Genomic DNA, 22,788 nt, shown 5'->3' with positions numbered 1-22,788 from the left:
ACGTAAAGAACTTAATTTTCTCCGTATTTTAGCTTTCCTATGTCTCTAACAAAAAAAGAATTAAAATACGCCAAAGCTTATTTAAAAATGGCTCATGAATGGGCTAAACTTTCGCACTGTGAAAGGAAGCAAGTAGGCGCTATTATCGTAAAAGATAGGATGATTATTTCTGACGGTTACAATGGTACTCCGACAGGATTTGAAAATATATGCGAAGACGAGGAAGGTTACACAAAATGGTATGTATTGCATGCAGAAGCTAATGCAATTTTAAAAGTAGCAGGTTCCACACAATCTTGTAAAGACGCTACTTTATATATTACATTATCACCTTGTCAACAATGCAGTAAATTAATTCATCAATCAGGAATTAAAAGAGTTATTTATTCTAATAGATATAAAGATATGTCAGGATTAGAATTTTTAGAGAAAGCAGGAGTAGAATTGATTTATTTACCTAATGAATAAAAATTACTTACCAATATATTTCGCAATAGCAGTAACCTTTGGAATTTTAATTGGTTACTTTTTTAATGGTAATTCTTCACGTTTCAGTAAAACATCCGCAAACGAACAAAAGGTAAAACGATTAATTAACTTTATTCAACAAGATTATGTTGATGATGTTGATACAGATCAGTTATTAGATGGAGCTATTGCTGAAATGCTAACAAAATTAGATCCACATTCTGTTTATATTCCTAAAGAAAACTTACAAGCAGTTACCGAAAGTATGCAAGGTAATTTTGTAGGAATAGGAGTTCAATTTCGTTTGATTAATGATTCTATTACTGTAATTCACCCTATGGAAGGTGGGCCAAGTATTAAAAAAGGAATTTTAGCAGGAGATAGAATCTTAATGGCAGACAAAGATACTTTGTATGGAAAACGATTAAGAAATAGGGAGATTTTAAAAAGATTGAAAGGCGCTCCAAATTCAGAAGTAAATTTACAAGTATATCGAAAATCAAACGATAGTTTATTTAATATTACTATTGGAAGAAGTAAAATAAATATTAAAAGTGTAGATGTAGCTTACATGCTAAACGATAGTATCGGTTACATTAAATTAGATCGTTTTGCACAAAATACTTACCGAGAGTTTAAAACCTCATTAGATGATTTATTAGCCAAAGGAATGACCGATTTGGTTTTAGATTTACGAGGAAATGGAGGAGGATTTATTCATATTGCAAATAAAATAGTGGATGAATTTTTAGAAGACGATAAACTAATTGTTTTTACTAAAAATAATGGAGGTGAAGTTGTAGAATCTTTCGCTACTGAAAAAGGGGACTTTGAAAAAGGAGGTTTATACGTTTTAATTGATGAAAACTCAGCTTCAGCTTCTGAAATTGTAGCCGGAGCATTACAAGATAATGACAAAGGAACCATTATTGGAAGAAGATCTTTCGGAAAAGGATTAGTACAAGAAGAAATGGATTTAGGTGATGGTTCTGCGGTACGATTAACTACTGCACGTTATTATACACCTACAGGAAGATCGATACAAAAGCCATATAATAAGAATGGATTAGAGTTAAAAGATCCAAATGCTTTACAGAACAGTGTCAATTATGGAGATGAAGTAGAAAGCCGTTATAGAAACGGAGAATTATTTAGTAAAGACAGTATCAAATTAATAGATAGTTTACAATACAAAACTCCTAAAGGGAAAATTGTTTACGGAGGTGGAGGTATTGTTCCAGATATTTTTGTAGCAATCGATACTACAGCATATTTACCAGCAATTTTCTTTACACCAATGAACGATTTTGCGTTTAATTATGTAGATAATCATAGAGATGAATTAAATAAACTATCTTTTGAGGAGTTTGTTAATGAATTTGATAAAGACAGAAAAATATCAGATCGCTTTTTCGACGAAGTAAAAGATATTAGAACATCTATGCAAACGAAAGAGAAATTAAGAAAACTATTAAAAATTAATATAGCCAGAGAATTATTTAATGATGAAGGTTGGTATCGACTCAATCATTTAGATGATAAAATGATAAAACAAGTTTTAGAACTTGAGAAAAAATAGTAGAACTCGCCTCAGGGCGAGTTTTTTTATGAAAAAAATGAAACTAAAATGTAACCTTTAAAAAAAGTATAGGTATTAATAATAGAAACTAATCAAAACTACCACAAAGTTGAAACATTTAACTGATGAGAAAATAATGATGGCTGTAGCCAATGGAGAGCTAAATAAGCTGTCTATATTATTCGACAGATACCATGTTCGAATTTATAATTTCTTTCAGAAAATGACACACAATAAAATGGTAAGCGAAGATTTAACTCAAGAAGTTTTTATTAAAATTCTAAAATACAGAACATCGTATAATAATGGAAACTTTGCATCTTGGTTATATACAGTAGCAAGAAATATATTTTCGAGTTATTATCAAAAACAAAAAAAAGAGCGAAGTAATATTATAGAAGATGATTTTTTAAACTCAGAAGAAAAACTTTTTATAGACTCAAATAAAGAAGACTTAGAGCACTTACAACGTTCGTTATTAAAGTTAAATGAGAAAGACAGAGAGTTAATAGTAATGCATAAACTTCAAGAAATACAATATGAACAAATTGCGCAAATTGTAGGAAGTTCAGAAAATGCAGTCAAAGTGAAAACGCATAGAGCGTTAAAAAAATTAAAGGAAATTTATTTTCAATCAATAAATACAGTAAGTAACAAAAATTAAAGTATGATGGAATGTAAAGATGTACAAGAACAATTAATGACGTATGTAATGAATGAAGTTGCTGAATCGGAAAGAATAGCGATTGAGAATCATATTCAAACTTGTGATGCTTGTAAAACAGAGTTAGCAAATGTTCAATCTTTTTTAGATGTTATGAATGCTGTTGAAGAAGAACAACCAAGTAATAATTTAAAGCAACGTTTTGAAACTGCTTTACAAGAAGATATCAATAAAGAAGAAACGAAAGTTGTTGCATTAACACCTCAAAAAGAATGGAAAAGTTATTTGCGAGTAGCAGCAAGTATAGTAATATTAATTAGTGGCTATTTCTTAGGAAAATTATCTAATAATGAATCTACGATAAAAACAAATAAAGAACAACAAGCTATATTTTCATTATTAGAAAATCAATCGGCAAGCAAACGAATTTTAGCGATTTCAAAAACGACAACGTATTCAGTAGAAGATACACGTATTATAGATGCTTTAATTAATAAAATGTTTGTAGATAAAAATACCAATGTACGTTTAGCAGCTGTAGAAGCTTTAGCCAAGTTTTCAAGTTTAGAGAAAGTTCGAAATGCTTTATTAAAAGCGTTAGAAACAGATAAAGAACCTTCGGTTCAAATAGAGTTAATCCAAGTTTTAGCAGAAATTCAGGAAAAAAGAGCGCTCGTTCCTATGAAAAAACTGTTAGATCATGAAGAAACTCCAGATTATGTCAAACAAGAGTTAGCGTATAATATACCAACTTTAATTTAATAAAATTATGAGAAAATTAATAACAATAGCAACATTGCTTTTAATGTCTGTAACATATGGACAAAAGAAAAGTTTTACTTACAAATTACAAGGAATTAAAACAGTAAAAATAGATACTGATACAAAAGTTAAAATTACAGCATCAAAAAATAATGAGTTAACTATAAAGGAAAAAAATAATGATCATGATAATCATTGCGGAGATTGCGAACATGACAATCATGATCATCATAAATCTTTAAAAGAAAAAACGAAAGGTTTAAAAGCGATTTATCCAGGAGGAGAAGATAATGCAGACGGTATGGGATTTTCTATTGAAAAATCTGGAGATGTTTTGAATGTAGTAGATTTATTATCTCATGTAAAACGTAATAATTTATTCATAACATTACCTAAAAACATAAATATCATTTTTGATACGCCAAACTTAGGAGCTGTAGAAGTAATAGGTTTTACATCTGAAGTTGAAGCAAAAACGAATGTAGGAGCTATTGTAATGAAAGATGTTACTGGCCCAATTACAGTGAATGCTAATGCAGCAAATGTGAACATAGAATTTTCTAAAGTAAATCAGAGTTCTCCAATTACAATCTTTTCTAATGTAGGTGAGATAGATGTAACAATACCAGAAAATACTAAAGCAAATTTAGACTTGAGAACTCGTGGAACTTTTTATACAAATTTTGATATTGAAATGCCTAAGAAAGACGGATTGAAAGCTGTTAGAGGAAGTCAGAAAATCTCAAGTGCTCTTAATAATGGAGGTGTTCAGATTAAATTAAAATCTACACTAGGGAATATTTATCTCCGTAAAAAATAATACTACCTTATTTAGCTTAGAAAGCTAATCCAAAAAACAATTAATTTTTTAAACTACTAAAAATGAAAAGAATACTTTTTTTCATAGGAATACTATTGACTTTTAGTAACCTATCAGCTCAGAAAAAAACAGAAATTAAAAACGCAACTTCAGGAATAGAAACTGTAGAAGTTAATGTGAAATTTGCTCAGAATATTCAGATTAAAAACTGGAATAAAAATGAAATTTTAGTAACAGCTTCAGCAAACTTAAACGATAATAAAGACAATAAATACTTTTCGCTAAAAGGTGAAAAATTAGGAGATGTTTATTTAATAAAATCAGATTATGGAAGCTTTTTTAAAAAGCATCAAGTAAATATAACAATGAAAGACAATGCTGGTTGTAATAGTTATAAATATTGTAACGCTCATAATAAAGTAATTGTAGATTACACGATTTATTTACCTAAGCATGTAGATTTAAAAGTGAAAAGTATTTCTGGCAATGTAACAGAAGTCACTTATAAAGGCAAACTAACGTTAGATTTAATTAGTGGGGATATTACTGTGAAAGAACATTCGAAAAACATGAAATTAAAAACAATTAGTGGGGATATTGACGTTTATGTTGCTGATGCGGAATTTAAGGCACAAACTTTAACAGGAACAGTGTACTCAGATTTAAAAATCGATTTTGATAAAAAAAGAAGACGTGATGCGCACCAAAAAATCTATGGAAAAGTAAAAAACGGAACAGCTTCTTTAGAGTTAAAAACTATTAGCGGAAATATTTTCTTAAGAAAAATCTAAAAAGGAAAATAATTAAAGATTTAACTTACTTTTAAGAATTTAAATAATCATTAATCTTGAGTTTTTTTAAATTGCATAACCAAATGAAACTAAAACAAATTTATATGAAAAAATTGCTCTTCGGATTAGTGAGTATTACTGTTATTTCTTGTGCTAAAGAAGCCAAAACATATAAAGGCCTACCAGTTTTAAAAACAAACAAAAAAACTGTAGATGTTCAGTTTAATAACAATTGGTACAAAAGTGCCTGGGGAATTAAAACTAACGAACAAAAAGATAGCTTACGAATAAGCTGTATTAATGCTAGTGAGCCTGTAGCTTTTGCATCAGAAATAGATAGTATTTCATTTTCAGTAGAAGGAAATAAAAATTATGAGTTTTACGCACAATATAAAGATTCTTTATATGCTCATATGCTAATTATCGGAGAAGCTTTCCCTAAAGAAACCATAACTTTTAATACTTCTGATACAGATAATTCTTTACAAATTAAATATTCAGAAAGTGAAGGTGTTCCTTATTTAAAAGATTTGAAAGAAAAATATCCGATACATGATGTGGTTGCTAATAAAACCTCTGATGTTGATAAAATTTTAAGCGTATTAAATTGGACAAACAGTAGATGGAAGCATAATGGAAACGTATCACCAAGTAAACCAGATGCAATTACTATTTTAAATGAAGCGAAAGAAGGAAAAAACTTTCCATGTTTTGCTTATGCTGTAGTGTTAAAATCTCAATTAGAAAATGCTGGTTTTAAATCACGTACGATTTACTTAAAAACAAAAGATGTTGAAACGAGAAAAGGATCGCCAGGTCATGTGGCAACAGAAGTATATTCTCCAGAATTAAACAAATGGATTTTTATTGATGGACAGTTCAATATTATGCCAGTTTTAAATGGAAATCCGTTAAATGCAGTTGAACTTCAAGATGCAATAACGAATAATTATGAAACTCTAATAATGAAAAGTCTTGCTGAAGTTTCTAAACGAGAATATGTAGAGTTTGTTTACGATTATTTATATCATTTCGATGTAAGTTTAGATCAACGTTATTTAGAAAACACAACTTTAAAAGCTCATAAAGTTTCAGGAAAAAGCAATTTAATGTTAGTGCCAACAGGAAGTAAAAACCCCACCAAGATAGACTTTTGGAAAATGACTTTAGATGATTATTTATACACCAATTCATTACAAGATTTTTATGCAAAACCAGTGTAAACAATTCAAATAAGCAAAAAAACAAACCACCGAAATTAAATACAATTTCGGTGGTTTGTTTTTTTGAAATATTTACTCCACTAAAAAGCCTTCTAAAACATCGGCTATTTTACGATTATCAGAAAGTTGAGGGATTTTATTTTGTCCACCGAATTTCCCAATGGATTTCATGTATTCATGAAAACCGCCTTTTTTAACTTTTCTAATCAGTAATGGACGTAATACTTTTCCTTCAATTAAATCTTGATAATAAATATTTTGTTGCTGCATAGAAGTATCAATTTTTGCAGCCATTTCATCTAAATTTTCAGGTTCATTTTCAAACTCAATAAACCACTCGTGATATGGTAATCCAGATTCTGGATTTACCTGTGGAGCTACAGTAAATTCACTTACATTTACATTGGTTCCAACAATGGCATCATTTAACGCCTTTTCTACTTCTTTACCAATAACATGTTCACCAAAAGCAGAAATAAAATGCTTAATTCTTCCAGTAACTTTTATTCGATACGGAGCTAGAGAAGTAAACTCAACAGTATCTCCAATATTGTATCCCCAAAGTCCGGCAGTAGTATTTAAGATGATAACGTAGTTTACACCCAATTGTACGTCTTTTAAGGAAATACGCGTTGGATTTTCATCAAAGAATTCAGTTGCAGGAATAAACTCATAAAAAATACCAGAATCAAGCTGTAATAGCATTCCTTTTTCTTTTTGAGAATCCTGAAATGCAATAAAACCTTCAGAAGCTGGATATAGTTCGATATAATCGATTTTTTTACCAATTAAAGCTTCAAATTTATTCTTGTAAGGTTCAAAGTTTACACCGCCGTAAATGAAGAAATTGAAGTTAGGGAAAATTTCAGAAATTGTTTTTCCTGTTTTGTCAATCAACTTTTCAAAATACATTTGAACCCAAGAAGGAATTCCACTAATTACACTCATGTTTTCAGGTAATGTTTCCTCAACTACCTTGTCTACTTTTGTGTCCCAATCTTCAATACAATTTGTTTCCCAACTTGGTAACCTATTTTTCAATAAATAATTAGGTACATAATGCGCTACAATTCCGCTTAAACGGCCTAATTTAATTCCATTCATATCATCTAAAACTGGACTTCCTTGTAAAAAGATCATTTTTCCATTTACAAAAGAAGCATCTTTAGTTTCATTAATGTAAAATAACAAAGCATTTCGTGCCGATTTAATATGTGTTGGCATCGATTCTTTAGTTATTGGAATATATTTTGCACCAGATGTTGTTCCAGATGTTTTAGCAAAATAGATTGGTTTTCCTTTCCATAAAATATTTTCTTCACCAGCTACCATTCTATCTACATAAGGGCGTAAACCTTCATAGTCGTTAACAGGAACACGTTTTTTAAAATCTTCATAAGAATTAATCGAAACAAAGTCATGATCTTTTCCAAAGGCAGTTTTACATCCTTCAGAAATTAAATATTGAAAAACTTTATCTTGAGTTTTAATTGGTTTAGAAGCCCATTTTCTTACTTGTTTTACCGCTCGTTTTGCGAAAGGAATAGCTAATAAAGATTTTAATGACATAGAGTTTTATTTTGCTTGAAGCTTGAAGATTTTACTGCTAATTATTACTGAAAGTTAATGTAGCTAGTTGGATTTACAGGATAACCATTGTTCCATAACTCAAAATGAAGATGAGGTCCGGTTGTTAATTCACCTGTAGAACCTACACTAGCAATAACTTCTCCAGATTTTACAAAGTCACCTTGTTGTTTTAGAAGTTGTCCGTTATGTTTATATACAGAAATATAATTATTGGTGTGTTGTATAGTAATAATATAACCAGTTTCTGCTGTCCATCCAGAAAGAATAACAGTTCCGTCTGCAATTGATTTTACAGGAGTTCCTGTTTCAGCCACAATATCTATAGCGAAGTGTTTATTGGCAGCATTAAAAGATTGTGTTACGTTTCCAGTTACAGGAGCAAAGAATACAATTTTAGCTTTGTTTGCTGTTCCAGCAGATAAAGCATAACGATCTTTACGTTCTATTTCTTCTCTAAACTGTAAATCTTGTTCTGTAGCTTCTAGTTTTTTGTAATCGATGGCAGCTTTGTCTGCTTCATTTCTAATAGAATCTATAGCTTCTGGTTCTATATCACCAGTTAAAACCGGACGAATAGCTTGGGTGAATTTTTCTAAAACAGCTAAACGAATGCGTAATGAATCTGCCTTATAGGTTAATCTACTGGCATCTTTTTTAAGTTTTGTCGAAGAATATCCAGGAATATATTCTTTTAAAGAAGTAAAAGCAATTAAAAACGTAGTAAGCGTGATTAATAGAATAGAAAAAATACCACCAAATACAAAAACATTTAAACGTGACAATTTTAATGAAAAACGTTCCTGAAATGTATCTTCATTTAAAACTACCAATCTGTATTTATCGGTGAGTTTTTGTTTTAATTTACTCGATTTTTTCTTGTTTTTAGCCACGAATACTAGGTTTGGAATCTCAAATATACAACGAAAAAATAGGACAACTATTTTTTATAAAAGTTCATCTCATCAATGTATTGCCAAACTTCAGCAGTTAGTAATGGTTTAATATTTTTATTTTCCTTTATGGCATTACGAATCATTGTAGAAGAAATCTCAACAATTGGAGCGTTCACGCGATGAATTTTCGGGTGATTATCAAATTGAGTTTCTACTTTTCCTTCAGAAATTCTCGGATATACATATACTTGATGTTCTTGCAAAATTACCTCGTAATTTTTCCATTTATGAAGACTTTTTAAATTGTCTTCACCCATAATTAAACTGAAGTTGTAATCAGGATATTTATCAGAAATATGAGCTAAAGTATGAACTGTGTAATTTGGTTGTGTTAATTTAAATTCTATATCTGAAGGGGAAATTTTATCGTAATCTTCAGTAGCTTTAAATACCATTTCTAAACGATGGTGATTATCAAGAAGAGAACTTTTTTTCTTGAAAGGATTGTGTGGTGTAACTACCATCCAAATTTCATCTAAATCAGAGTTTTCTACCATATGATTGGCAATAATTAAATGCCCAATATGAATAGGATTAAATGTTCCGAAGTATAATCCGATGTTTTTCATGAACTCTTTTGACTTCTAATTTTTATCTAAACCAATAAAGTCTGAAACTAGATCTTCTGCTTCTTGTAAAGCTGTACTTAAATCATAGTTTTTAATAATAGTATCAAACTGAGGCGCAGTAGCTAGTTCAACAGAAGCTTTTGCTATTCTCATGTTGATTTTATCTTCGCTTTCTGTTTTTCTTTCCTTTAAACGTCTTTTTAATTCATCAACACTTGGTGGTTTAACAAAAACAGCTAATGTTTCTTCTGGAAATTTCTTTTTAATTCGTAATCCTCCAGCAACATCGATATCAAAAATCACGTGTTTTCCTTCAGACCAAATACGTTCTACTTCCGTTTTTAAAGTTCCGTAGAAGTTTTCAGTATATACTTCTTCCCACTCTAAGAATTCTTCAGATTTTATTTTCTGAATAAATTCATCTCTTGAGATAAAGTAATAATCAATTCCGTCTTTTTCTTCTCCACGTGGAGCTCTAGAAGTAGCAGAAATTGAAAACTCTAAATTAAAGCGTTCTTGTGCTAATAAATGACGAACAATTGTTGTTTTACCAGATCCAGATGGTGCCGAAAACACAAATAATTTTCCTTGAAACTCTTTCGCCATTATAATACGTTTAATATTTGTTCTTTAATTTTTTCTAACTCGTCTTTCATTTGAATCACTACTTTTTGTAACGGAGCATAGTTTGCTTTCGATCCAGTAGTATTAATTTCTCTTCCAATTTCTTGAACGATAAATCCTAATTTTTTTCCGTTAGAATCACTAGTGTCTAAAGTTTGTAAGAAGTAATCTAAGTGATTCGCTAAACGAACTTTTTCTTCGTTAATATCTAACTTTTCTAAATAGTAAATTAATTCTTGCTCAAATCGGTTTTCATCAACTTCAACTTTTAATTCATCTAAGGCTTTCCTTAAACGTTGTTTTACGTTTTCAATTCTTTCACCGTCCATTTCATGAACTTGAGCCAGACAACTTTTAATATTGGTAATACGTTGTATAAAGTCAATCTCTAATGAAGCAGCTTCATCAGTTCTATATTGAACAATATCTTTTAAAGCAGTATCGATGTGACTTTCAATTTCACTCCATTCATTTTCATCTAATTCTTCACGCTCAGTTTTTAAAGCATCTGGCATACGAACTGCCATTTCTAATAACTTTACATCGTCTGAAGTATCTATAACTACAATATCTCTAAGTTGATCGATATATTTATTTACAACAGCCTTATTTATAGAAGAAGAAGTTTCATCAGCAGTGATTTCAACATAAATAGAAAAATCAACTTTACCTCTTACTAATGCTGAAGCTAGTTTTTTTCTGATGCTTAATTCTTTCTCTTTATAGTATGAAGGAATACGGGTATTGATATCTAAATTTTTGCTATTAAGCGATTTAATCTCAATAGTTACTTTTTTAGTAGGAAGTTGTAATACGGATTTACCGTATCCTGTCATTGATTGAATCATAGGTTGTTTTTAATTGGCTGTAAAGATACATTATTTGCTTTTACTCTCGGTAGTTTGTTTAGAAACCAAGTATACACCAATAAATATTAAAATACTTGCTAAGATTTTAATCGTATTTAATTGATCACTTCCTACCAATAATGCATAAATACTAGCGACAACAGGCTGTAAATAAATGAAAACACTTACTGTTGTTGGTTTTAGTTTTGATAATGCAAATAGATTGAAAAGATAAGTGATACAAGAAGCAAATATGACAACGAATCCTATTCTTAAATAACCTGATGTTGGAATAATCGTCCATTGTACTTCTGAGAATTCAGCTATTCCAAAAGGGAAAACGAAAATACATCCGAAGAAATATAGCCATCTGATAAACGTAACCGGTTTATATTTGGCAACTACTTTTTTAACAATAACCAAGTACATTCCATAAGATGCCGCATTTATAAACACTAAAAAGTTTCCTAACATCATGTTTTTAGCATCTGCACCTGGTTCTGTTCCGTAAACAATAAGAACGACTGCACCGATTAATCCGATAATAACACCGATGATTTTGGTTAATGTTGGACGTTCTTTAATTAAAATACTTGAAAAAATAAGTACTAAAATCGGCGAAGTAACCATCATTACAGATGCACTAATTGGTGTTGTATAATTTAAACCTTTAAAAAAGGTAAGCATGTTTAATGCAATACCGAAGAAGGCTGATAAGGCAATGGTTTTATAATCACCTTTTTCAATTTTATCGTTTTTAATAAATAAACTTAAAAACCAAAATACAGCAGCAGCACCAAATACTCTAAGAAAGATAAAACCAAAAGGTTTTACATAATGAGGCATTACTTCTTTGGCTACGGTAAAAGTAACTCCGTAAATAATAGTAACAATAGAAACTGCTAATAACGCTATAACTCTAGTGTTCATTTTACTCGTTTATTTGAATTAAGCGGCAAAGGTCGAACAATTTTTTAATTAGCGAGTTGAAATGTTTGAATATTAACTAGAAGATGTTTTTTGATAATATCTTATTCAAGAAATTAATTTGAATTAAAATTCTGTAATAGAAAATTTAATAATTCCGATTGATATTTTTCTCCTCCTTTTTCAAATAAATCTAGATGTCCACCATCTTTAACTGGAATAAACTTTTTATCGTTTGATTTAAGGTTTTCGAATAACTCTTTACCAAAATTAAAAGGAATATTTTGATCTGCATCTCCGTGAGCAATTAAAACTGGTTGCGTAATATTTGTAACTGATTGGATAGGTTTTACTTTATTTGGATTAAAATTAGCAATTTGTCCTGCTCTTTTTAAACTGAAATCGGATAAGAATTTTATTCCAAAACCTTTGAGTAAGTTCTTTTTGTATTGAAAAACAATTTCGTCTAATGTTGTAAATGTACTTTCTATAATACCAAATTGAATACGTTTATCTTTTTCTAAAGCTTGAATAGCAATGGCGCCACCTAAAGAATTTCCCCATATTCCAACTTTAAGGTTATGGTTTTTTTGTTTGATGAAATCTACAATTTTAGACACATCATGTTTTTCATAAAAACCATAAGTACAGTATTTACCTTCACTTTTACCATGAGCTCTTCCATCAAATAAAATCGATTCAATTCCGAATTCAGCTAATTTTTTTGATAGTTCTAAAAAATGTTCTTTACAACCTCCAATGCCATGAATAAAAATCAAAATTCCTTTAGAAGTTTCTTTATTAGATTTAATCCAATGTCCTTTTAAAGTTAAACTGTCTTTAGTGAGAATATCTATTTCTTCACTTTTTAATTTTAAATCTTTAGGTTGTTTATTTATACTAATTCTTTGCGGTTGTATAATAGCGTATGGAGCTATAGAATGAAAAATAAAATATATTCCTAAGCTTATAAAAACCAAGAATAGAATTAAAAATTTATATCTCTTTTTCACAATTTTGTGTTGTTTTATTCTTTAGGTTTTCTCAAAATTTTCTCCATTTTACGTCCCTTAGCTAATTCATCAATAAGTTTATCTAAATAACGTGTTTGTTGAGTTAGTTTGTTAGTAATCTCTTCAACTCGATATCCGCAGATTACACCTTTAATTAAATCAGCATTCGGATTTAGATTTGCTCTTTCAAAGAAAGTTTTAAACGTTACTTTTTCATCAATCAAATTTTGTATCTGTTCAGAGGTAAAGCCTGTCAACCAGGTGATTACTTCGTGTAGTTCATCTACTGTTCTGTCTTTCTTTTCAACTTTAGTAACATAATGCGGATAAACAGAAGCGAATATCATATTAGCAATTCTTTCGTCGTGATGTGCTGTCGATTTCATAAGTTAAGTTTTTTAAAAAAGAATATGTATTGTAGGATTAAAAATTTACTTCAATCCCTTTTGTTCTCAATTGTCTCTTAATAATATAGATATCTGCCTCCTCTAGTACATCGTACAGCGCTAGATTTCGTTTTGTAAGTTGATTATCGTCATCTACATAGCTTAAAGTAATTAAGTTTTGTATTAACGTACTTTCAGCTTGTATTGATTTCATGTTATTATATGGAACAGTAATAGTATCATTTTTGCCTTTAAGAAAATCAACGGTGTCAAACATATTTTCGAATCTGCGAAATCTTTTCTTAGCTTCAATAATAATAAAAGTGGCACTATGTTCTTCTAAGTTAACAACTAGGATTTTTGTTTTATGAATTTTATAGATACTGTAGGAAGAGATTACAGCTGTCATAATTCCTATTTCATCCAAAGGAATTGATCGAATTACCTTAAAAACATAACTATCTAGAAGGTTAGAAATGAAAACCGAAGCTATTGCCGCAAATAGGATATAATATACATAAGCTAAAGTGTTAACTTTTTTATTATGGTAAAATTTCTTTTTATTTGAATTGTATGTTGTAGAAATCAATACTTATTTTTTTTCTATAAATGTAGATTAATTCTGTTGAACTTACCAAAAATGTTTTTTCTTTTTAAGGTTTAATTTAAACGAATGTTTTTACTTTTTTAGCATTGTTAAAAAGGCATTTACATACTCTTTTTCATGATTGTAAATTCCTCTAATATGCTTACCGTTAATATTCCAAAAAAGACTGTTGTTTTTTGGAGCATTATTATAAAGTTTCTTTCCTAGTTCATACCTAACTTGTTTGTCAGTTTTACTATGTGCAATTACAATTGGTATTTGTAATTCTTTAATTTCTTCTTCTGCAGGAAAATCATTGTTCATAACAATAGGAACTAACCATTTGAAATTTTCTAAATGTAAAGCTCTCGCATATTCTTTACCAATATCAGGAAAAGAACTAAACGTTCCCTCTAAGAATAAACCTTTAATTTTATCTTGTCTTTTATTAGCTGTCATAGTCGCAAATGCACCACCGAGTGATTGTCCCCAAATTACAATAGGTTTCTCTTTTACATTTGGTAAAGCAGCGATCTTATCAAACATAGTTAAAGCATCTTCTTGTATAATAGTAGAGTTTTTTGCTTCACCTGTAGATTTTCCAAAATCTCTACGTTCGTAGCAAAAGATTTGAAATCCTTTATTTAACAAAGGTTGATATGATTTTTGAACAGACATTAAATGCATTCCTTTTCCTGAAAAATGAAATATTGTTCCAATTGTAGGAATAGAATCTGGTTTAAAAAGAGCTGCGTGAATTTTGGTGTTTTCAGCTATATCAAAATAAAATTCTTCATGATTAAAATTAGACTTGAATTCGCTGTATTGATTTCCATTAACTTGATAAATCATAGTATCTGAGAATCGTGAAAATCTTAAATATAAAAGGCCAACAATAATAATGGTAACTACAATAATTAGTATCCATTTTAAAAATTTAAAAAGTTTAGTCATTGAAAGTTTTTTTAGTAAGACGGATGAATTTAAAAGTAGGTTACAAAAAATTACGCTTTTACTACTTTTGTTTTAGAAAAAGTATCGTGCCAACCAGAATCATCATCTCCTAAAAAAGAAAAACCTTCAAAAGGTATTAGTCTGCACAAAGAACGTATTAAAATTACATTAAAATCGGGTTTTTCACCATCTAGAGTAACTACTTTTGTTTTCGTAATATATTTACCTATAGTTCTTCCTGAACTTGCTTCAAAAGAAACATAGTAAATCATATTTATAAAAGCACCTAAAAGATATTCAAAGAGTAAAATCTTACCTGTATTAGTAGAATAAATTAAATCAGGAGCAAAATTGACTAATAAAGGTCCAATCATTAAACCAATTAAATAACCTAGTATATAAATAAATATAAGATCAAGTAGGTAATTTGCTAATCTGGTTCCTTTACCAACAGTTTCATGAATATTTTCAAACTCTTGAAAAAGTGCTTCATTTTTTAAGGTTATGTCTTCAGAAAAAGAATCGCATGAGTTTTCGAATTCTGCAGGAGCATTAGTTAGTCCGCAAACAATTCCTTGTTTAAAATCTAATTTTTGGTTTTTACAAATTTTACAGAAGCTTAAACGTTCTTCTCTAGTCATAGTTTTTCAATTTTTGTTAGTTTAATAGCAAGGGCAAAAGTAATAAAATATTGGTGCTAGAATTTTATTTGGATATAAATTTTGAATATGCTTCAATTTTTTCTAGTAATCTGTTATTCAGATATTCATTTTTATCATTCAATTCATTTGAAATTAACTGAGCTTCTTTTAAATAATTTTCAATTTTATCTTGACTCCAATGTTTAGGTGGTTCTTGTAAATTTGTAATTCGATCAGCTATTTTAACAATACCAATTTCTTTAGACAGTTTATTGATTCTTTTTAAACTATCACGCATGCGTTCCTCCTTAGTGTTTAAATTTTCATTTTTGGTTAGTGCTAAAACACCTTCAGCTACAGTTGCTCCAAAATTTGATAAAATTTCTTCAAAACTAGTATCAGTATCTTCAATAGTATCGTGAAGAATAGCAGTTTGTACAGCCAAATTTATATCAAAAGATTTTGTGTAATTGTAGGCAATAATAACTTCCATAACTACATTAGAAACATGTAATAAATAATTTGCTTTGGTTCCTGGAACTTTTTGATTACAGTGTTTTTCTCCTGCAAACTTCATTGCTTGTTGATATAGTTCTTGTATCATTTATTATTAATAATGAAGATTTTTTAATTTAATTTTTTGAGTATTGATTGACGTTCTTCTTGTTTGAACTCCATATTTTCTTTATTCATTGTAATCAAGAGCTTTTTAGCATTAGTTTCATCTTCTTTTATTAAAGATAGAATTGTTAAATACCAAAACGTTTCATCTTTAAATTCAAAAGAAATTTGAGTTAAGTTTTGTAAAATATTTTCTGCTTTATGATATTGCTTATCATTTAATAATGCCATTGCTTTATAGAATTGAATTTCAGGAGATTTCTCTTCGCTTAAAATAGCATCAAACTTTACAATAGCATTTTTATAAGACTTACTTTCATAAGCATTAAAAGCCTCGTCTAGTTTACTTTTAGAATTTCCTCTTGTAATAGGATGATGAACATTAGGATATTCTTCTAAATAATATTCGTAATTTTCACTAGATAAAAAGAGAAAATAATAACCAGTAATAAATACAGCTAAAGCTGCTGCGATTTTAAGAAAAACAGATTTTGGTTTCTTTTTGCCTTCAATATCTTTAATAAGATTACTAATTTCTTTGTCTTCATTAACCTGAAAAGCGATCATAAGATCTTCGTGAGCTTTTAAAGCTACTAGAAATTCTTCGTTAGTTTCTTTTAATGAGTTAAATAGTTTTTGTTCTTCACTATTTAATTCATTCTTAAAGTGTTTTTGTATAATTTCTTCGTAATTATTCATTTTTCACTAACTCTTTAAGTTTTTTCATACATCTAGATTTATGACTACTCACTGTATTTGCATCTTTGTAATCGGTAAGATTTACAATTTCTTCAATATCTAAGTTTCGAAAATAGAACAGCTTTAAAAGAGTTCTACAAGATTCCGATATCTTTTGTAAAGCTTTACTTAATGCAATTTGCTCAATTGTTGGAGTTACAGCATCAATTTCAATACTTTCATAGGCTTCATCTTCTCTGTCTTTTATTAAATGTATTTTTTTATTCTTTTTAAAGTGATTATAAATCTTGTTTTTTCCAATACCAAATAAGTAGGTTTTTATAGAGCTTTTGGTAATGTTTATTTTATTCTGTGTGAAACTTTTATTGAATGCAATAATAGCATCATGATAAATGTCTAAAGCATCTTCTTCACTTAACTTGTAAGTAAAAGCATACTTTAAAAAGTCAGCTCTATAATTCACGTATACCGTTCGTAAAGAATCTCTATTACCTTCTCTTAATTCTTGTTGAAGTAATATATCGTTAATGTTTCTATTCATTAGTTGCTGAGATACAGGTAATATTAACAGAATTTTTTTCTGAAAAATGTTAAGATTCGAAATAATTATAAAACTAATATATGAATATAAAAACGAAACAATTGAATAACAATTAAAAGCAATTCATATGAAATATAGATTACTACTTTTTTTTATGACATTATCTGTAGGACTTTTTGCTCAGCAAACCTTTGTGCCAGATGATGCTTTTGAACAGTTTCTTATCAATAAAGGTTACGATACTGTTTTAGATGATTATGTACTTACAGATAATATTAAAAATGTTACTTTCTTATCAATGAATTCCATAGGAATTCAAGATTTAACAGGATTAGAAGATTTTGCTGGATTAAAAGAACTAAGGATTTCAGGAAATCAATTAGAAACACTAGATGTAAGTGGAAATACAGAGCTACAGTTTTTAACTGCAGGGAATCAAACATTAACTTCAATAGATGTTTTTGGTTTAACTAAATTGAAACGAATTTTTTTAGATGGATCTTCGATTACTTCATTAAACGTTTCTTCTAATACGGATTTAGAATTATTAAGTCTAAAAAATAATGCGTTATTGGTTGATTTAAATACTACGGGGGCAATTAGTTTAGATCATATTAATCTTAACAATAATGATGCTCTAGAAATTGTAGATATATCAAGTAATACCAATTTAAGTCAGTTTTTTGTTTACTTCTGTGATAAAATTGATAATCTTGATTTTGCAAATAATACACGTATTACAGATATTATTTTGAATGAGTTAAGTAGTATTTCTAGGGTTTCCATTAAAAATGGATTAAACAATTTTTACTTAGAGAGCTTATCTAATCCTAACTTAAGATGTATTGAAGTTTCTGATGCAGATTATGTAAATGCAAATTGGTCGAGAACAAAAACAACAGGAGTTTTAAGATTTGATGAATACTTGATCTTCAGTAACGATTGTGGCGGATCTTCAACTCTAGAAACTACTGAAATTCCTGATAGTAATTTTGAAACTTATTTAGAATCTATAGGTGCTGGTAATGGAGTTACAGGAGATAATAAGGTATCAACTTCGGCTATTCAAGCATTAACTACTTTAGATGTTAGCGGGCAAAGTATTACTAATCTTTCTGGGATCGAGGAGTTTACTGCTTTAACGAATTTAAATTGTAGTACAAATGAACTTACAAGTTTAGATGTTAGCACATTAGTGAATTTAACAGACTTAGACTGTTCTTATAATGATATTGGTGAGTTATCGGTTATTAAAAATTTAGAGTTGGTAAACTTAAACTGTAGTGCAAATCAAATTACTGAATTAAACACTTTATCAAACTCAAAGTTAGAAAATTTGAACTGTGAAGTTAATGCTATTGAGTATTTAGATTTAGTAAACAATTCTCGATTAACTAAGTTAAGTTGTAATGATAATGCTTTGGTTGGATTGAACATAAAAAATGGAAATAATTCACGAATTTCTAATGAAAACTTCTCTGTTTTTGCAAATTTTAATTTAACCTGTATTCAGGTAGATGATGTAAATTATAGTAACTCTACTTGGGCTCAAATAGATATGCAAACAAATTTTAATGAAAACTGTACACCAGTAAATGACAATTGTTCTTTTACGATTCCAATTGTTTTAGGACAAGATACGCCAGGAAGCACAATTAGTGCATCTGGAGCAGCAACAAATCCGAATTGTGCTCAAAATGGAATAACAGTTTTTGATGTTTGGTATTCGTTTACAGCTCCAGAATCTGGAAGTATGAATATAACTATTTCTGCAGGCACATTAATTTCAAAAATTGCATTGTATGAAACTTGTACAGATGCAACTCCATTAAATTGTGATGAAGGAAATTTATCAGTAGATAATTTAAATCCTGGTCAAGAATACTATTTACAAGTTTGGTTAGAACTATCTAGTAGATTTCAATCTAAATCAGAATCTGGAGGTTTTGTTTTAAAGGCCGAAGATACTTCAAGTGTATTATCTACTGAAGATGTAGTTTCTGATATAAATTTCTCCATATATCCAAATCCAACTTGGGAATTGATAAAGATTAAAAATTCAAACTCAATTCAATCTATAGTTGTATTCAATAGTAATGGGAAAGTTTGTTTGAAAGAGAAAAATATAGAAAACACGCAAACAGAAGTTTCATTAAGAAATCTTCCTGCAGGTTTATATTTTATTCGTGTCGAAGATGAATTCAAAAATGTTATTCATAGAAAAATTATAAAGCACTAAATATGAAAAAAGTAGTTAGTCTATTACTGTTTTTTCTATTCGTCCAAACAGTTGTTAGTCAAAAAGTAGGTTATAGTGGTGAAGCTTTTGGAACTTGTGAAGCTGTAGAAGCAAGTTTGAGTAAAAACAAGTTTTCAGTGTATATCTCACAACATGAATTAAGAGAAGGTTATGGAGGGAAATTTGAGTTGTCTGGAGGAAGATTAAATGTAGATAACAACAAAGTTCCAAATAATTTAGAATTGCTTATAGAGGTAGAATTTATAAACGGTTTAAAGTTCCCTATTACTCCTAAAGACAGTGTGTATATCAATTTAAGTGCATTAAATAAAGGTTATCGTGATGATATGAGTATGATGAGTCAAATTAATAGTAAAGACCACACTCGTATTGAAAAAGAAAGGAAAGATTTTCAAAGGAAAAAGAACGGAATGCAAGAGAAAATGAAATCGCTTACCAAGAAATTTCAAGAAGGTAAAATTTCTGCTGATGAATTTGGTAAGAAATTAAAAGTTTTAAGTGATCCTTTATTAAAAGAAGCTCAATCTAGTTATACGAATAGTATACGTTTTACTGAAGCTGAAGATGCTACGACATATAGTATCAATTTTATAAATACGCATAAATTAATAGAAAGTAGAGCTTTTTCTGGTACGCTTTACATAGAACGTTTTAATGAGAAAGAATTTGTAGCAAGTTTCAATGGAATTCAAATGGTAGACTGTTTAGAGAAAAGAGCTGCAAGTTCTAAAGAAGAAGAAAAAAAGTGTAAATCACATCGTTCAAAATACATGAAAGAGTTTTTTGTTTTTAGAGAAGGAGAAGTAAAAGGAATGATCAATGTGAAGTTGAAAAAGTTCGAGGATTTTAGATAATAACAAAAAAAGAAGAAATTATGAAATTATTAAAAACAGTAATATTTATCATGACTTTAGCAGTACTAAGCTCATGTTTTGGAGATAAAAAATCAATTGTTGAATCTGATTTGGGATATACATCTTTTGTGAATAAAAACTTTCAAGGAAATACTATTGAATTTAATGCAGTAACAGATGTATGCAGTTTAATAAATAAGGAAAAATTAGCTGGTTTATATAACGTAACAGCAGATGCGATCGTGACTGTAGGACAAGGGAAATTTGTGCAAAACGGAAATACAAAAACCTGTATGGTAAGAGTAAAACTTGGTGGTTCCGACTGGAACTTTTTAACAGGTATGATTTCTCTTTACAAAGAAGTAAGTTCTAGTCAAGATGCAGGAGGAATTTCTGAAGCAATTGGGCAAGGTGAAAATTGGGAAGAAGCTTGGTCGTTAAAAAAATCAATGTCTAAATCGGCAAAATGGATTCCAAAAGTTGGAAAAGCGGCTTTATATACAGGTGCAAAAAGAAAATTAGAAGTAAAGTTAGAAGGTTATACTTTAGAAATAGTGGCGCCTGGAGCTCCTTTCAATAAAGAAGAACAATCAAAGGATAGAGATTTTGAGAAGATTTCGATACAAATGGCGAAGGATTTAGGCTTCATAAAATAAAAGTAAAAAGCATAATTAGCATTCATTATTAATAATTAACTTGCAAGCGTTATTTGCTATGCGATAACTAAACTATTCAAAAACTAAATTGCTAAAAATTATGCAAAACATTCAATTTCCAGTGAACTTTAAGTTCAATATTTCAACATTAGCAAACGACTTTTCTGCAACAGATAGTAGTGGTAAAATGATTGCTTATGTACGTCAGAAAATGTTTAAACTAAAAGAAGATATTTCTGTTTACAGTGACGAATCTAAATCTCATGTAAATTATAGGATTAAAGCTGATAAATGGTTAGATTTTTCTACTGCGTACAGCTTCTTAGATGTAGACGGAAAAGAATTCGGAAAGGTAGTTCGTAAAGGATGGCGTTCTGTTTGGAAAGCACATTATGAAATTATCGATCAAAATGAAAAACAACAATATGTTATAAATGAGGAAAATCCTTGGGTGAAAGTATTTGATTCTCTATTAGGAGAAATCCCAATTTTAAGCATTTTTACAGGATATTTATTTAATCCTTCATATGTAGTAAAAGACAAACAAGGTAAAGTCATTGTTAGGCTTAAAAAGTTAAAATCTTTCTTTGGAAGAAATTTTGAAGTTTCAAAAGTAGGCCAATTAGATAACGATGATGATGATAGAATTATGTTGGCTTTAATGATGCTTGTATTATTAGAAAGAAGAAGAGGATAATACAAGAGAATAAAAACGACGAATTTAAAAAAGCAACTTATGAGTAAGTTGCTTTTTATATGTTAATAGGATAAGTTTTTTATGCTATAATTCTTTTCTGTTTTCTAGATTACAAGTTGTTTTGTTTTTTATATCACGAATATTTACAGTTACATCAGATTTATAAATATATCTATTATCTGTAAATTCAAATATAAAACTACAAGTACCATTAGAACGTGAAATCGAGCTTAAAAAACACCAGGTTTTTGAATTTTTTCCTTTTATAGTAATATATTTATTTGTTGTATCTCCAAATAAAAAAACTTCGGCTCTTATTTTTACAGGACAGTCAGAGTTATTGATGAATTCGATAGCATGGTATCCATAATCATCTTTAATTAATCGATATTCTACGTTGCTGTTTGAAGTTTTTTTCCATTCATAACTTGTAAAATTATCATTGTTTTTTGGGGATTTTTCATTTGAGAAGAATGAAGAAAATAGAATGGAAAAATTTAAAATTGATACTAAGAAGTAGTTTTTCATAATAGGTGGTTTTTTAAAAAAAAACTACAAAAATCATACCGTAATTTAATGGGGCTCAGTTAATCATTTAATTGATTTACTAATTGACGAGCATTAACGGTGTCATAAATAATCTTTAGTTTTAAGATTTTATGGTTGGAATCAAAATCAATAATATCAACGACATCAAAAGTTACCACTTCTTTGTTTTTTAAAGTCCAATGATATGTGAAATACAATGCTATTGTTTTAGAATCATTTTCTTCAAAAATACCTCTCAAAGTTAATTTTGAATTTGAAGTGTCGTTGTTTAATTCTTTATAAAATACATTAGCTTTTTTAATTCCATAAATAGGGGAGTCTACAATTCCTTCAGAGTGGAATAAATCAATAATATTCTCAACTTCTCCGTTTTCTAAATGTTTTAAATATTGGATTGCAATTTCCTTTTTCATTGTTATTATATCGCAGGTTATTTTATATTTTCAATATAGAAAAAAGCTTCATTAGAATTATCAACTATTAATGTGTTGTTTTTGATGTTGTTTAACATAG

General features: G+C 29.0%; 27 protein-coding genes. 11 read left to right on the top strand and 16 right to left on the bottom strand.

Annotation, left to right across the window (positions count from 1 at the left end):
• Positions 1-39: 39 nt before the first annotated feature.
• The 7 genes from AC2TEO_RS09600 to AC2TEO_RS09570 all read left to right on the top strand — a co-directional run bounded on the left by AC2TEO_RS09600 (position 40) and on the right by AC2TEO_RS09570 (position 6,307).
• Complete coding sequence (locus tag AC2TEO_RS09600) at positions 40-468, top strand: deoxycytidylate deaminase (RefSeq protein WP_442264609.1); 429 nt, start codon at positions 40-42, stop codon at positions 466-468.
• Entirely contained in the window at positions 461-2,047 is a 1,587-nt protein-coding gene (locus tag AC2TEO_RS09595; RefSeq protein WP_442264608.1) for a S41 family peptidase, read from the top strand. Before AC2TEO_RS09600 ends, AC2TEO_RS09595 begins: the two co-directional genes overlap by 8 nt.
• 109 nt (positions 2,048-2,156) lie before the next feature.
• Positions 2,157-2,711: an RNA polymerase sigma factor gene (locus AC2TEO_RS09590; RefSeq protein ID WP_442264607.1), complete on the top strand. Its 555-nt coding sequence runs from the start codon at positions 2,157-2,159 to the stop codon at positions 2,709-2,711.
• Between the two features lie 3 nt (positions 2,712-2,714).
• Positions 2,715-3,473 (top strand): HEAT repeat domain-containing protein, encoded by a 759-nt coding sequence (locus AC2TEO_RS09585; RefSeq protein ID WP_442264606.1) that lies wholly within the window; start codon positions 2,715-2,717, stop codon positions 3,471-3,473.
• Positions 3,474-3,480: 7 nt separating this feature from the next.
• Entirely contained in the window at positions 3,481-4,293 is an 813-nt protein-coding gene (locus AC2TEO_RS09580; RefSeq protein ID WP_442264605.1) for a DUF4097 family beta strand repeat-containing protein, read from the top strand.
• A 62-nt stretch (positions 4,294-4,355) separates the two neighbouring features.
• Positions 4,356-5,084, top strand: a complete 729-nt coding sequence (locus AC2TEO_RS09575) for a DUF4097 family beta strand repeat-containing protein (protein WP_442264604.1) — start codon at positions 4,356-4,358, stop codon at positions 5,082-5,084.
• Positions 5,085-5,188: 104 nt separating this feature from the next.
• A complete protein-coding gene (locus AC2TEO_RS09570) occupies positions 5,189-6,307 on the top strand; it encodes a transglutaminase domain-containing protein (protein WP_442264603.1) in 1,119 nt (372 codons plus the stop codon).
• 72 nt (positions 6,308-6,379) lie between these two features.
• On the opposite strand, the gene AC2TEO_RS09565 is transcribed toward AC2TEO_RS09570, so the two are convergent.
• The 14 genes from AC2TEO_RS09565 to AC2TEO_RS09500 form a co-directional block, all read right to left on the bottom strand.
• Positions 6,380-7,876: a GH3 auxin-responsive promoter family protein gene (locus tag AC2TEO_RS09565; protein WP_442264602.1), complete on the bottom strand. Its 1,497-nt coding sequence runs from the start codon at positions 7,874-7,876 to the stop codon at positions 6,380-6,382.
• 44 nt (positions 7,877-7,920) lie between these two features.
• A complete protein-coding gene (locus AC2TEO_RS09560; RefSeq protein WP_442264601.1) occupies positions 7,921-8,787 on the bottom strand; it encodes a M23 family metallopeptidase in 867 nt (288 codons plus the stop codon).
• Between the two features lie 47 nt (positions 8,788-8,834).
• Positions 8,835-9,419 carry a nicotinate (nicotinamide) nucleotide adenylyltransferase gene (gene nadD, locus AC2TEO_RS09555; protein ID WP_442264600.1) on the bottom strand — a complete coding sequence of 195 codons (585 nt, stop codon included), beginning with the start codon at positions 9,417-9,419 and terminating at the stop codon, positions 8,835-8,837.
• Positions 9,420-9,434: 15 nt separating this feature from the next.
• Positions 9,435-10,025 (bottom strand): guanylate kinase, encoded by a 591-nt coding sequence (gmk, locus tag AC2TEO_RS09550; protein WP_095068994.1) that lies wholly within the window; start codon positions 10,023-10,025, stop codon positions 9,435-9,437.
• Complete coding sequence (locus AC2TEO_RS09545; protein ID WP_442264599.1) at positions 10,025-10,891, bottom strand: YicC/YloC family endoribonuclease; 867 nt, start codon at positions 10,889-10,891, stop codon at positions 10,025-10,027. Before AC2TEO_RS09545 ends, gmk begins: the two co-directional genes overlap by 1 nt.
• 30 nt (positions 10,892-10,921) lie before the next feature.
• A complete protein-coding gene (locus AC2TEO_RS09540) occupies positions 10,922-11,821 on the bottom strand; it encodes a DMT family transporter (RefSeq protein ID WP_442264598.1) in 900 nt (299 codons plus the stop codon).
• Between the two features lie 113 nt (positions 11,822-11,934).
• Positions 11,935-12,831, bottom strand: a complete 897-nt coding sequence (locus AC2TEO_RS09535) for an alpha/beta hydrolase (protein WP_442264597.1) — start codon at positions 12,829-12,831, stop codon at positions 11,935-11,937.
• A gap of 14 nt (positions 12,832-12,845) precedes the next feature.
• A complete protein-coding gene (locus tag AC2TEO_RS09530; RefSeq protein ID WP_442264596.1) occupies positions 12,846-13,217 on the bottom strand; it encodes a DUF2200 domain-containing protein in 372 nt (123 codons plus the stop codon).
• 37 nt (positions 13,218-13,254) lie between these two features.
• The gene (locus AC2TEO_RS09525; RefSeq protein ID WP_442264595.1) at positions 13,255-13,806 is read right to left on the bottom strand and encodes a hypothetical protein; all 552 of its coding nucleotides are present in this window, start codon (positions 13,804-13,806) and stop codon (positions 13,255-13,257) included.
• Positions 13,807-13,896: 90 nt separating this feature from the next.
• On the bottom strand, positions 13,897-14,757 hold the full coding sequence (locus AC2TEO_RS09520) for an alpha/beta hydrolase (RefSeq protein WP_442264594.1): 861 nt from the start codon (positions 14,755-14,757) through the stop codon (positions 13,897-13,899).
• A 50-nt stretch (positions 14,758-14,807) separates the two neighbouring features.
• The gene (locus tag AC2TEO_RS09515; RefSeq protein ID WP_442264593.1) at positions 14,808-15,398 is read right to left on the bottom strand and encodes an RDD family protein; all 591 of its coding nucleotides are present in this window, start codon (positions 15,396-15,398) and stop codon (positions 14,808-14,810) included.
• A 64-nt stretch (positions 15,399-15,462) separates the two neighbouring features.
• Positions 15,463-16,002 (bottom strand): HD domain-containing protein, encoded by a 540-nt coding sequence (locus AC2TEO_RS09510; protein WP_442264592.1) that lies wholly within the window; start codon positions 16,000-16,002, stop codon positions 15,463-15,465.
• Between the two features lie 23 nt (positions 16,003-16,025).
• A complete protein-coding gene (locus AC2TEO_RS09505) occupies positions 16,026-16,718 on the bottom strand; it encodes an outer membrane protein assembly factor BamD (RefSeq protein ID WP_442264591.1) in 693 nt (230 codons plus the stop codon).
• Positions 16,711-17,259 (bottom strand): RNA polymerase sigma factor, encoded by a 549-nt coding sequence (locus AC2TEO_RS09500; protein WP_442264590.1) that lies wholly within the window; start codon positions 17,257-17,259, stop codon positions 16,711-16,713. The genes AC2TEO_RS09505 and AC2TEO_RS09500 overlap by 8 nt, the downstream gene beginning before the upstream one ends.
• A gap of 127 nt (positions 17,260-17,386) precedes the next feature.
• Between AC2TEO_RS09500 and AC2TEO_RS09495 the strand changes: the two genes are divergently transcribed.
• The 4 genes from AC2TEO_RS09495 (at position 17,387) to AC2TEO_RS09480 (ending at position 21,726) form a co-directional block, all read left to right on the top strand.
• Positions 17,387-19,498, top strand: coding sequence for a T9SS type A sorting domain-containing protein (locus tag AC2TEO_RS09495; protein ID WP_442264589.1), 2,112 nt, complete (start codon positions 17,387-17,389; stop codon positions 19,496-19,498).
• 2 nt (positions 19,499-19,500) lie between these two features.
• Entirely contained in the window at positions 19,501-20,373 is an 873-nt protein-coding gene (locus AC2TEO_RS09490; protein WP_442264588.1) for a hypothetical protein, read from the top strand.
• A gap of 20 nt (positions 20,374-20,393) precedes the next feature.
• On the top strand, positions 20,394-21,029 hold the full coding sequence (locus tag AC2TEO_RS09485; RefSeq protein ID WP_442264587.1) for a hypothetical protein: 636 nt from the start codon (positions 20,394-20,396) through the stop codon (positions 21,027-21,029).
• A 100-nt stretch (positions 21,030-21,129) separates the two neighbouring features.
• Positions 21,130-21,726 carry an LURP-one-related family protein gene (locus AC2TEO_RS09480; protein ID WP_442264586.1) on the top strand — a complete coding sequence of 199 codons (597 nt, stop codon included), beginning with the start codon at positions 21,130-21,132 and terminating at the stop codon, positions 21,724-21,726.
• 84 nt (positions 21,727-21,810) lie between these two features.
• On the opposite strand, the gene AC2TEO_RS09475 is transcribed toward AC2TEO_RS09480, so the two are convergent.
• Both AC2TEO_RS09475 and AC2TEO_RS09470 read right to left on the bottom strand, forming a co-directional pair.
• Positions 21,811-22,254: a hypothetical protein gene (locus tag AC2TEO_RS09475; protein ID WP_442264585.1), complete on the bottom strand. Its 444-nt coding sequence runs from the start codon at positions 22,252-22,254 to the stop codon at positions 21,811-21,813.
• A 59-nt stretch (positions 22,255-22,313) separates the two neighbouring features.
• Complete coding sequence (locus tag AC2TEO_RS09470; protein ID WP_442264584.1) at positions 22,314-22,688, bottom strand: nuclear transport factor 2 family protein; 375 nt, start codon at positions 22,686-22,688, stop codon at positions 22,314-22,316.
• Positions 22,689-22,788: the final 100 nt, after the last annotated feature.

Source organism: Tenacibaculum aquaeponti (assembly GCF_057221555.1).
This window is presented reverse-complemented; position numbering and strand designations above follow the sequence as displayed.

Excerpts from the sequence above, each read along its gene's own strand:
- AC2TEO_RS09505 (WP_442264591.1), bottom strand. The coding sequence starts at position 16,718 with ATGAATAATTACGAAGAAATTATACAAAAACACTTTAAGAATGAATTA.
- AC2TEO_RS09485 (WP_442264587.1), top strand. The coding sequence starts at position 20,394 with ATGAAATTATTAAAAACAGTAATATTTATCATGACTTTAGCAGTACTA.
- AC2TEO_RS09575 (WP_442264604.1), top strand. The coding sequence starts at position 4,356 with ATGAAAAGAATACTTTTTTTCATAGGAATACTATTGACTTTTAGTAAC.
- AC2TEO_RS09495 (WP_442264589.1), top strand. The coding sequence starts at position 17,387 with ATGAAATATAGATTACTACTTTTTTTTATGACATTATCTGTAGGACTT.
- AC2TEO_RS09595 (WP_442264608.1), top strand. The coding sequence starts at position 461 with ATGAATAAAAATTACTTACCAATATATTTCGCAATAGCAGTAACCTTT.
- AC2TEO_RS09470 (WP_442264584.1), bottom strand. The coding sequence starts at position 22,688 with ATGAAAAAGGAAATTGCAATCCAATATTTAAAACATTTAGAAAACGGA.
- AC2TEO_RS09475 (WP_442264585.1), bottom strand. The coding sequence starts at position 22,254 with ATGAAAAACTACTTCTTAGTATCAATTTTAAATTTTTCCATTCTATTT.
- AC2TEO_RS09585 (WP_442264606.1), top strand. The coding sequence starts at position 2,715 with ATGATGGAATGTAAAGATGTACAAGAACAATTAATGACGTATGTAATG.
- AC2TEO_RS09580 (WP_442264605.1), top strand. The coding sequence starts at position 3,481 with ATGAGAAAATTAATAACAATAGCAACATTGCTTTTAATGTCTGTAACA.
- AC2TEO_RS09515 (WP_442264593.1), bottom strand. The coding sequence starts at position 15,398 with ATGACTAGAGAAGAACGTTTAAGCTTCTGTAAAATTTGTAAAAACCAA.
- AC2TEO_RS09600 (WP_442264609.1), top strand. The coding sequence starts at position 40 with ATGTCTCTAACAAAAAAAGAATTAAAATACGCCAAAGCTTATTTAAAA.
- AC2TEO_RS09565 (WP_442264602.1), bottom strand. The coding sequence starts at position 7,876 with ATGTCATTAAAATCTTTATTAGCTATTCCTTTCGCAAAACGAGCGGTA.
- AC2TEO_RS09510 (WP_442264592.1), bottom strand. The coding sequence starts at position 16,002 with ATGATACAAGAACTATATCAACAAGCAATGAAGTTTGCAGGAGAAAAA.
- AC2TEO_RS09520 (WP_442264594.1), bottom strand. The coding sequence starts at position 14,757 with ATGACTAAACTTTTTAAATTTTTAAAATGGATACTAATTATTGTAGTT.
- nadD (WP_442264600.1), bottom strand. The coding sequence starts at position 9,419 with ATGAAAAACATCGGATTATACTTCGGAACATTTAATCCTATTCATATT.
- AC2TEO_RS09570 (WP_442264603.1), top strand. The coding sequence starts at position 5,189 with ATGAAAAAATTGCTCTTCGGATTAGTGAGTATTACTGTTATTTCTTGT.
- AC2TEO_RS09540 (WP_442264598.1), bottom strand. The coding sequence starts at position 11,821 with ATGAACACTAGAGTTATAGCGTTATTAGCAGTTTCTATTGTTACTATT.
- AC2TEO_RS09545 (WP_442264599.1), bottom strand. The coding sequence starts at position 10,891 with ATGATTCAATCAATGACAGGATACGGTAAATCCGTATTACAACTTCCT.
- AC2TEO_RS09490 (WP_442264588.1), top strand. The coding sequence starts at position 19,501 with ATGAAAAAAGTAGTTAGTCTATTACTGTTTTTTCTATTCGTCCAAACA.
- AC2TEO_RS09500 (WP_442264590.1), bottom strand. The coding sequence starts at position 17,259 with ATGAATAGAAACATTAACGATATATTACTTCAACAAGAATTAAGAGAA.
- AC2TEO_RS09530 (WP_442264596.1), bottom strand. The coding sequence starts at position 13,217 with ATGAAATCGACAGCACATCACGACGAAAGAATTGCTAATATGATATTC.
- AC2TEO_RS09480 (WP_442264586.1), top strand. The coding sequence starts at position 21,130 with ATGCAAAACATTCAATTTCCAGTGAACTTTAAGTTCAATATTTCAACA.
- gmk (WP_095068994.1), bottom strand. The coding sequence starts at position 10,025 with ATGGCGAAAGAGTTTCAAGGAAAATTATTTGTGTTTTCGGCACCATCT.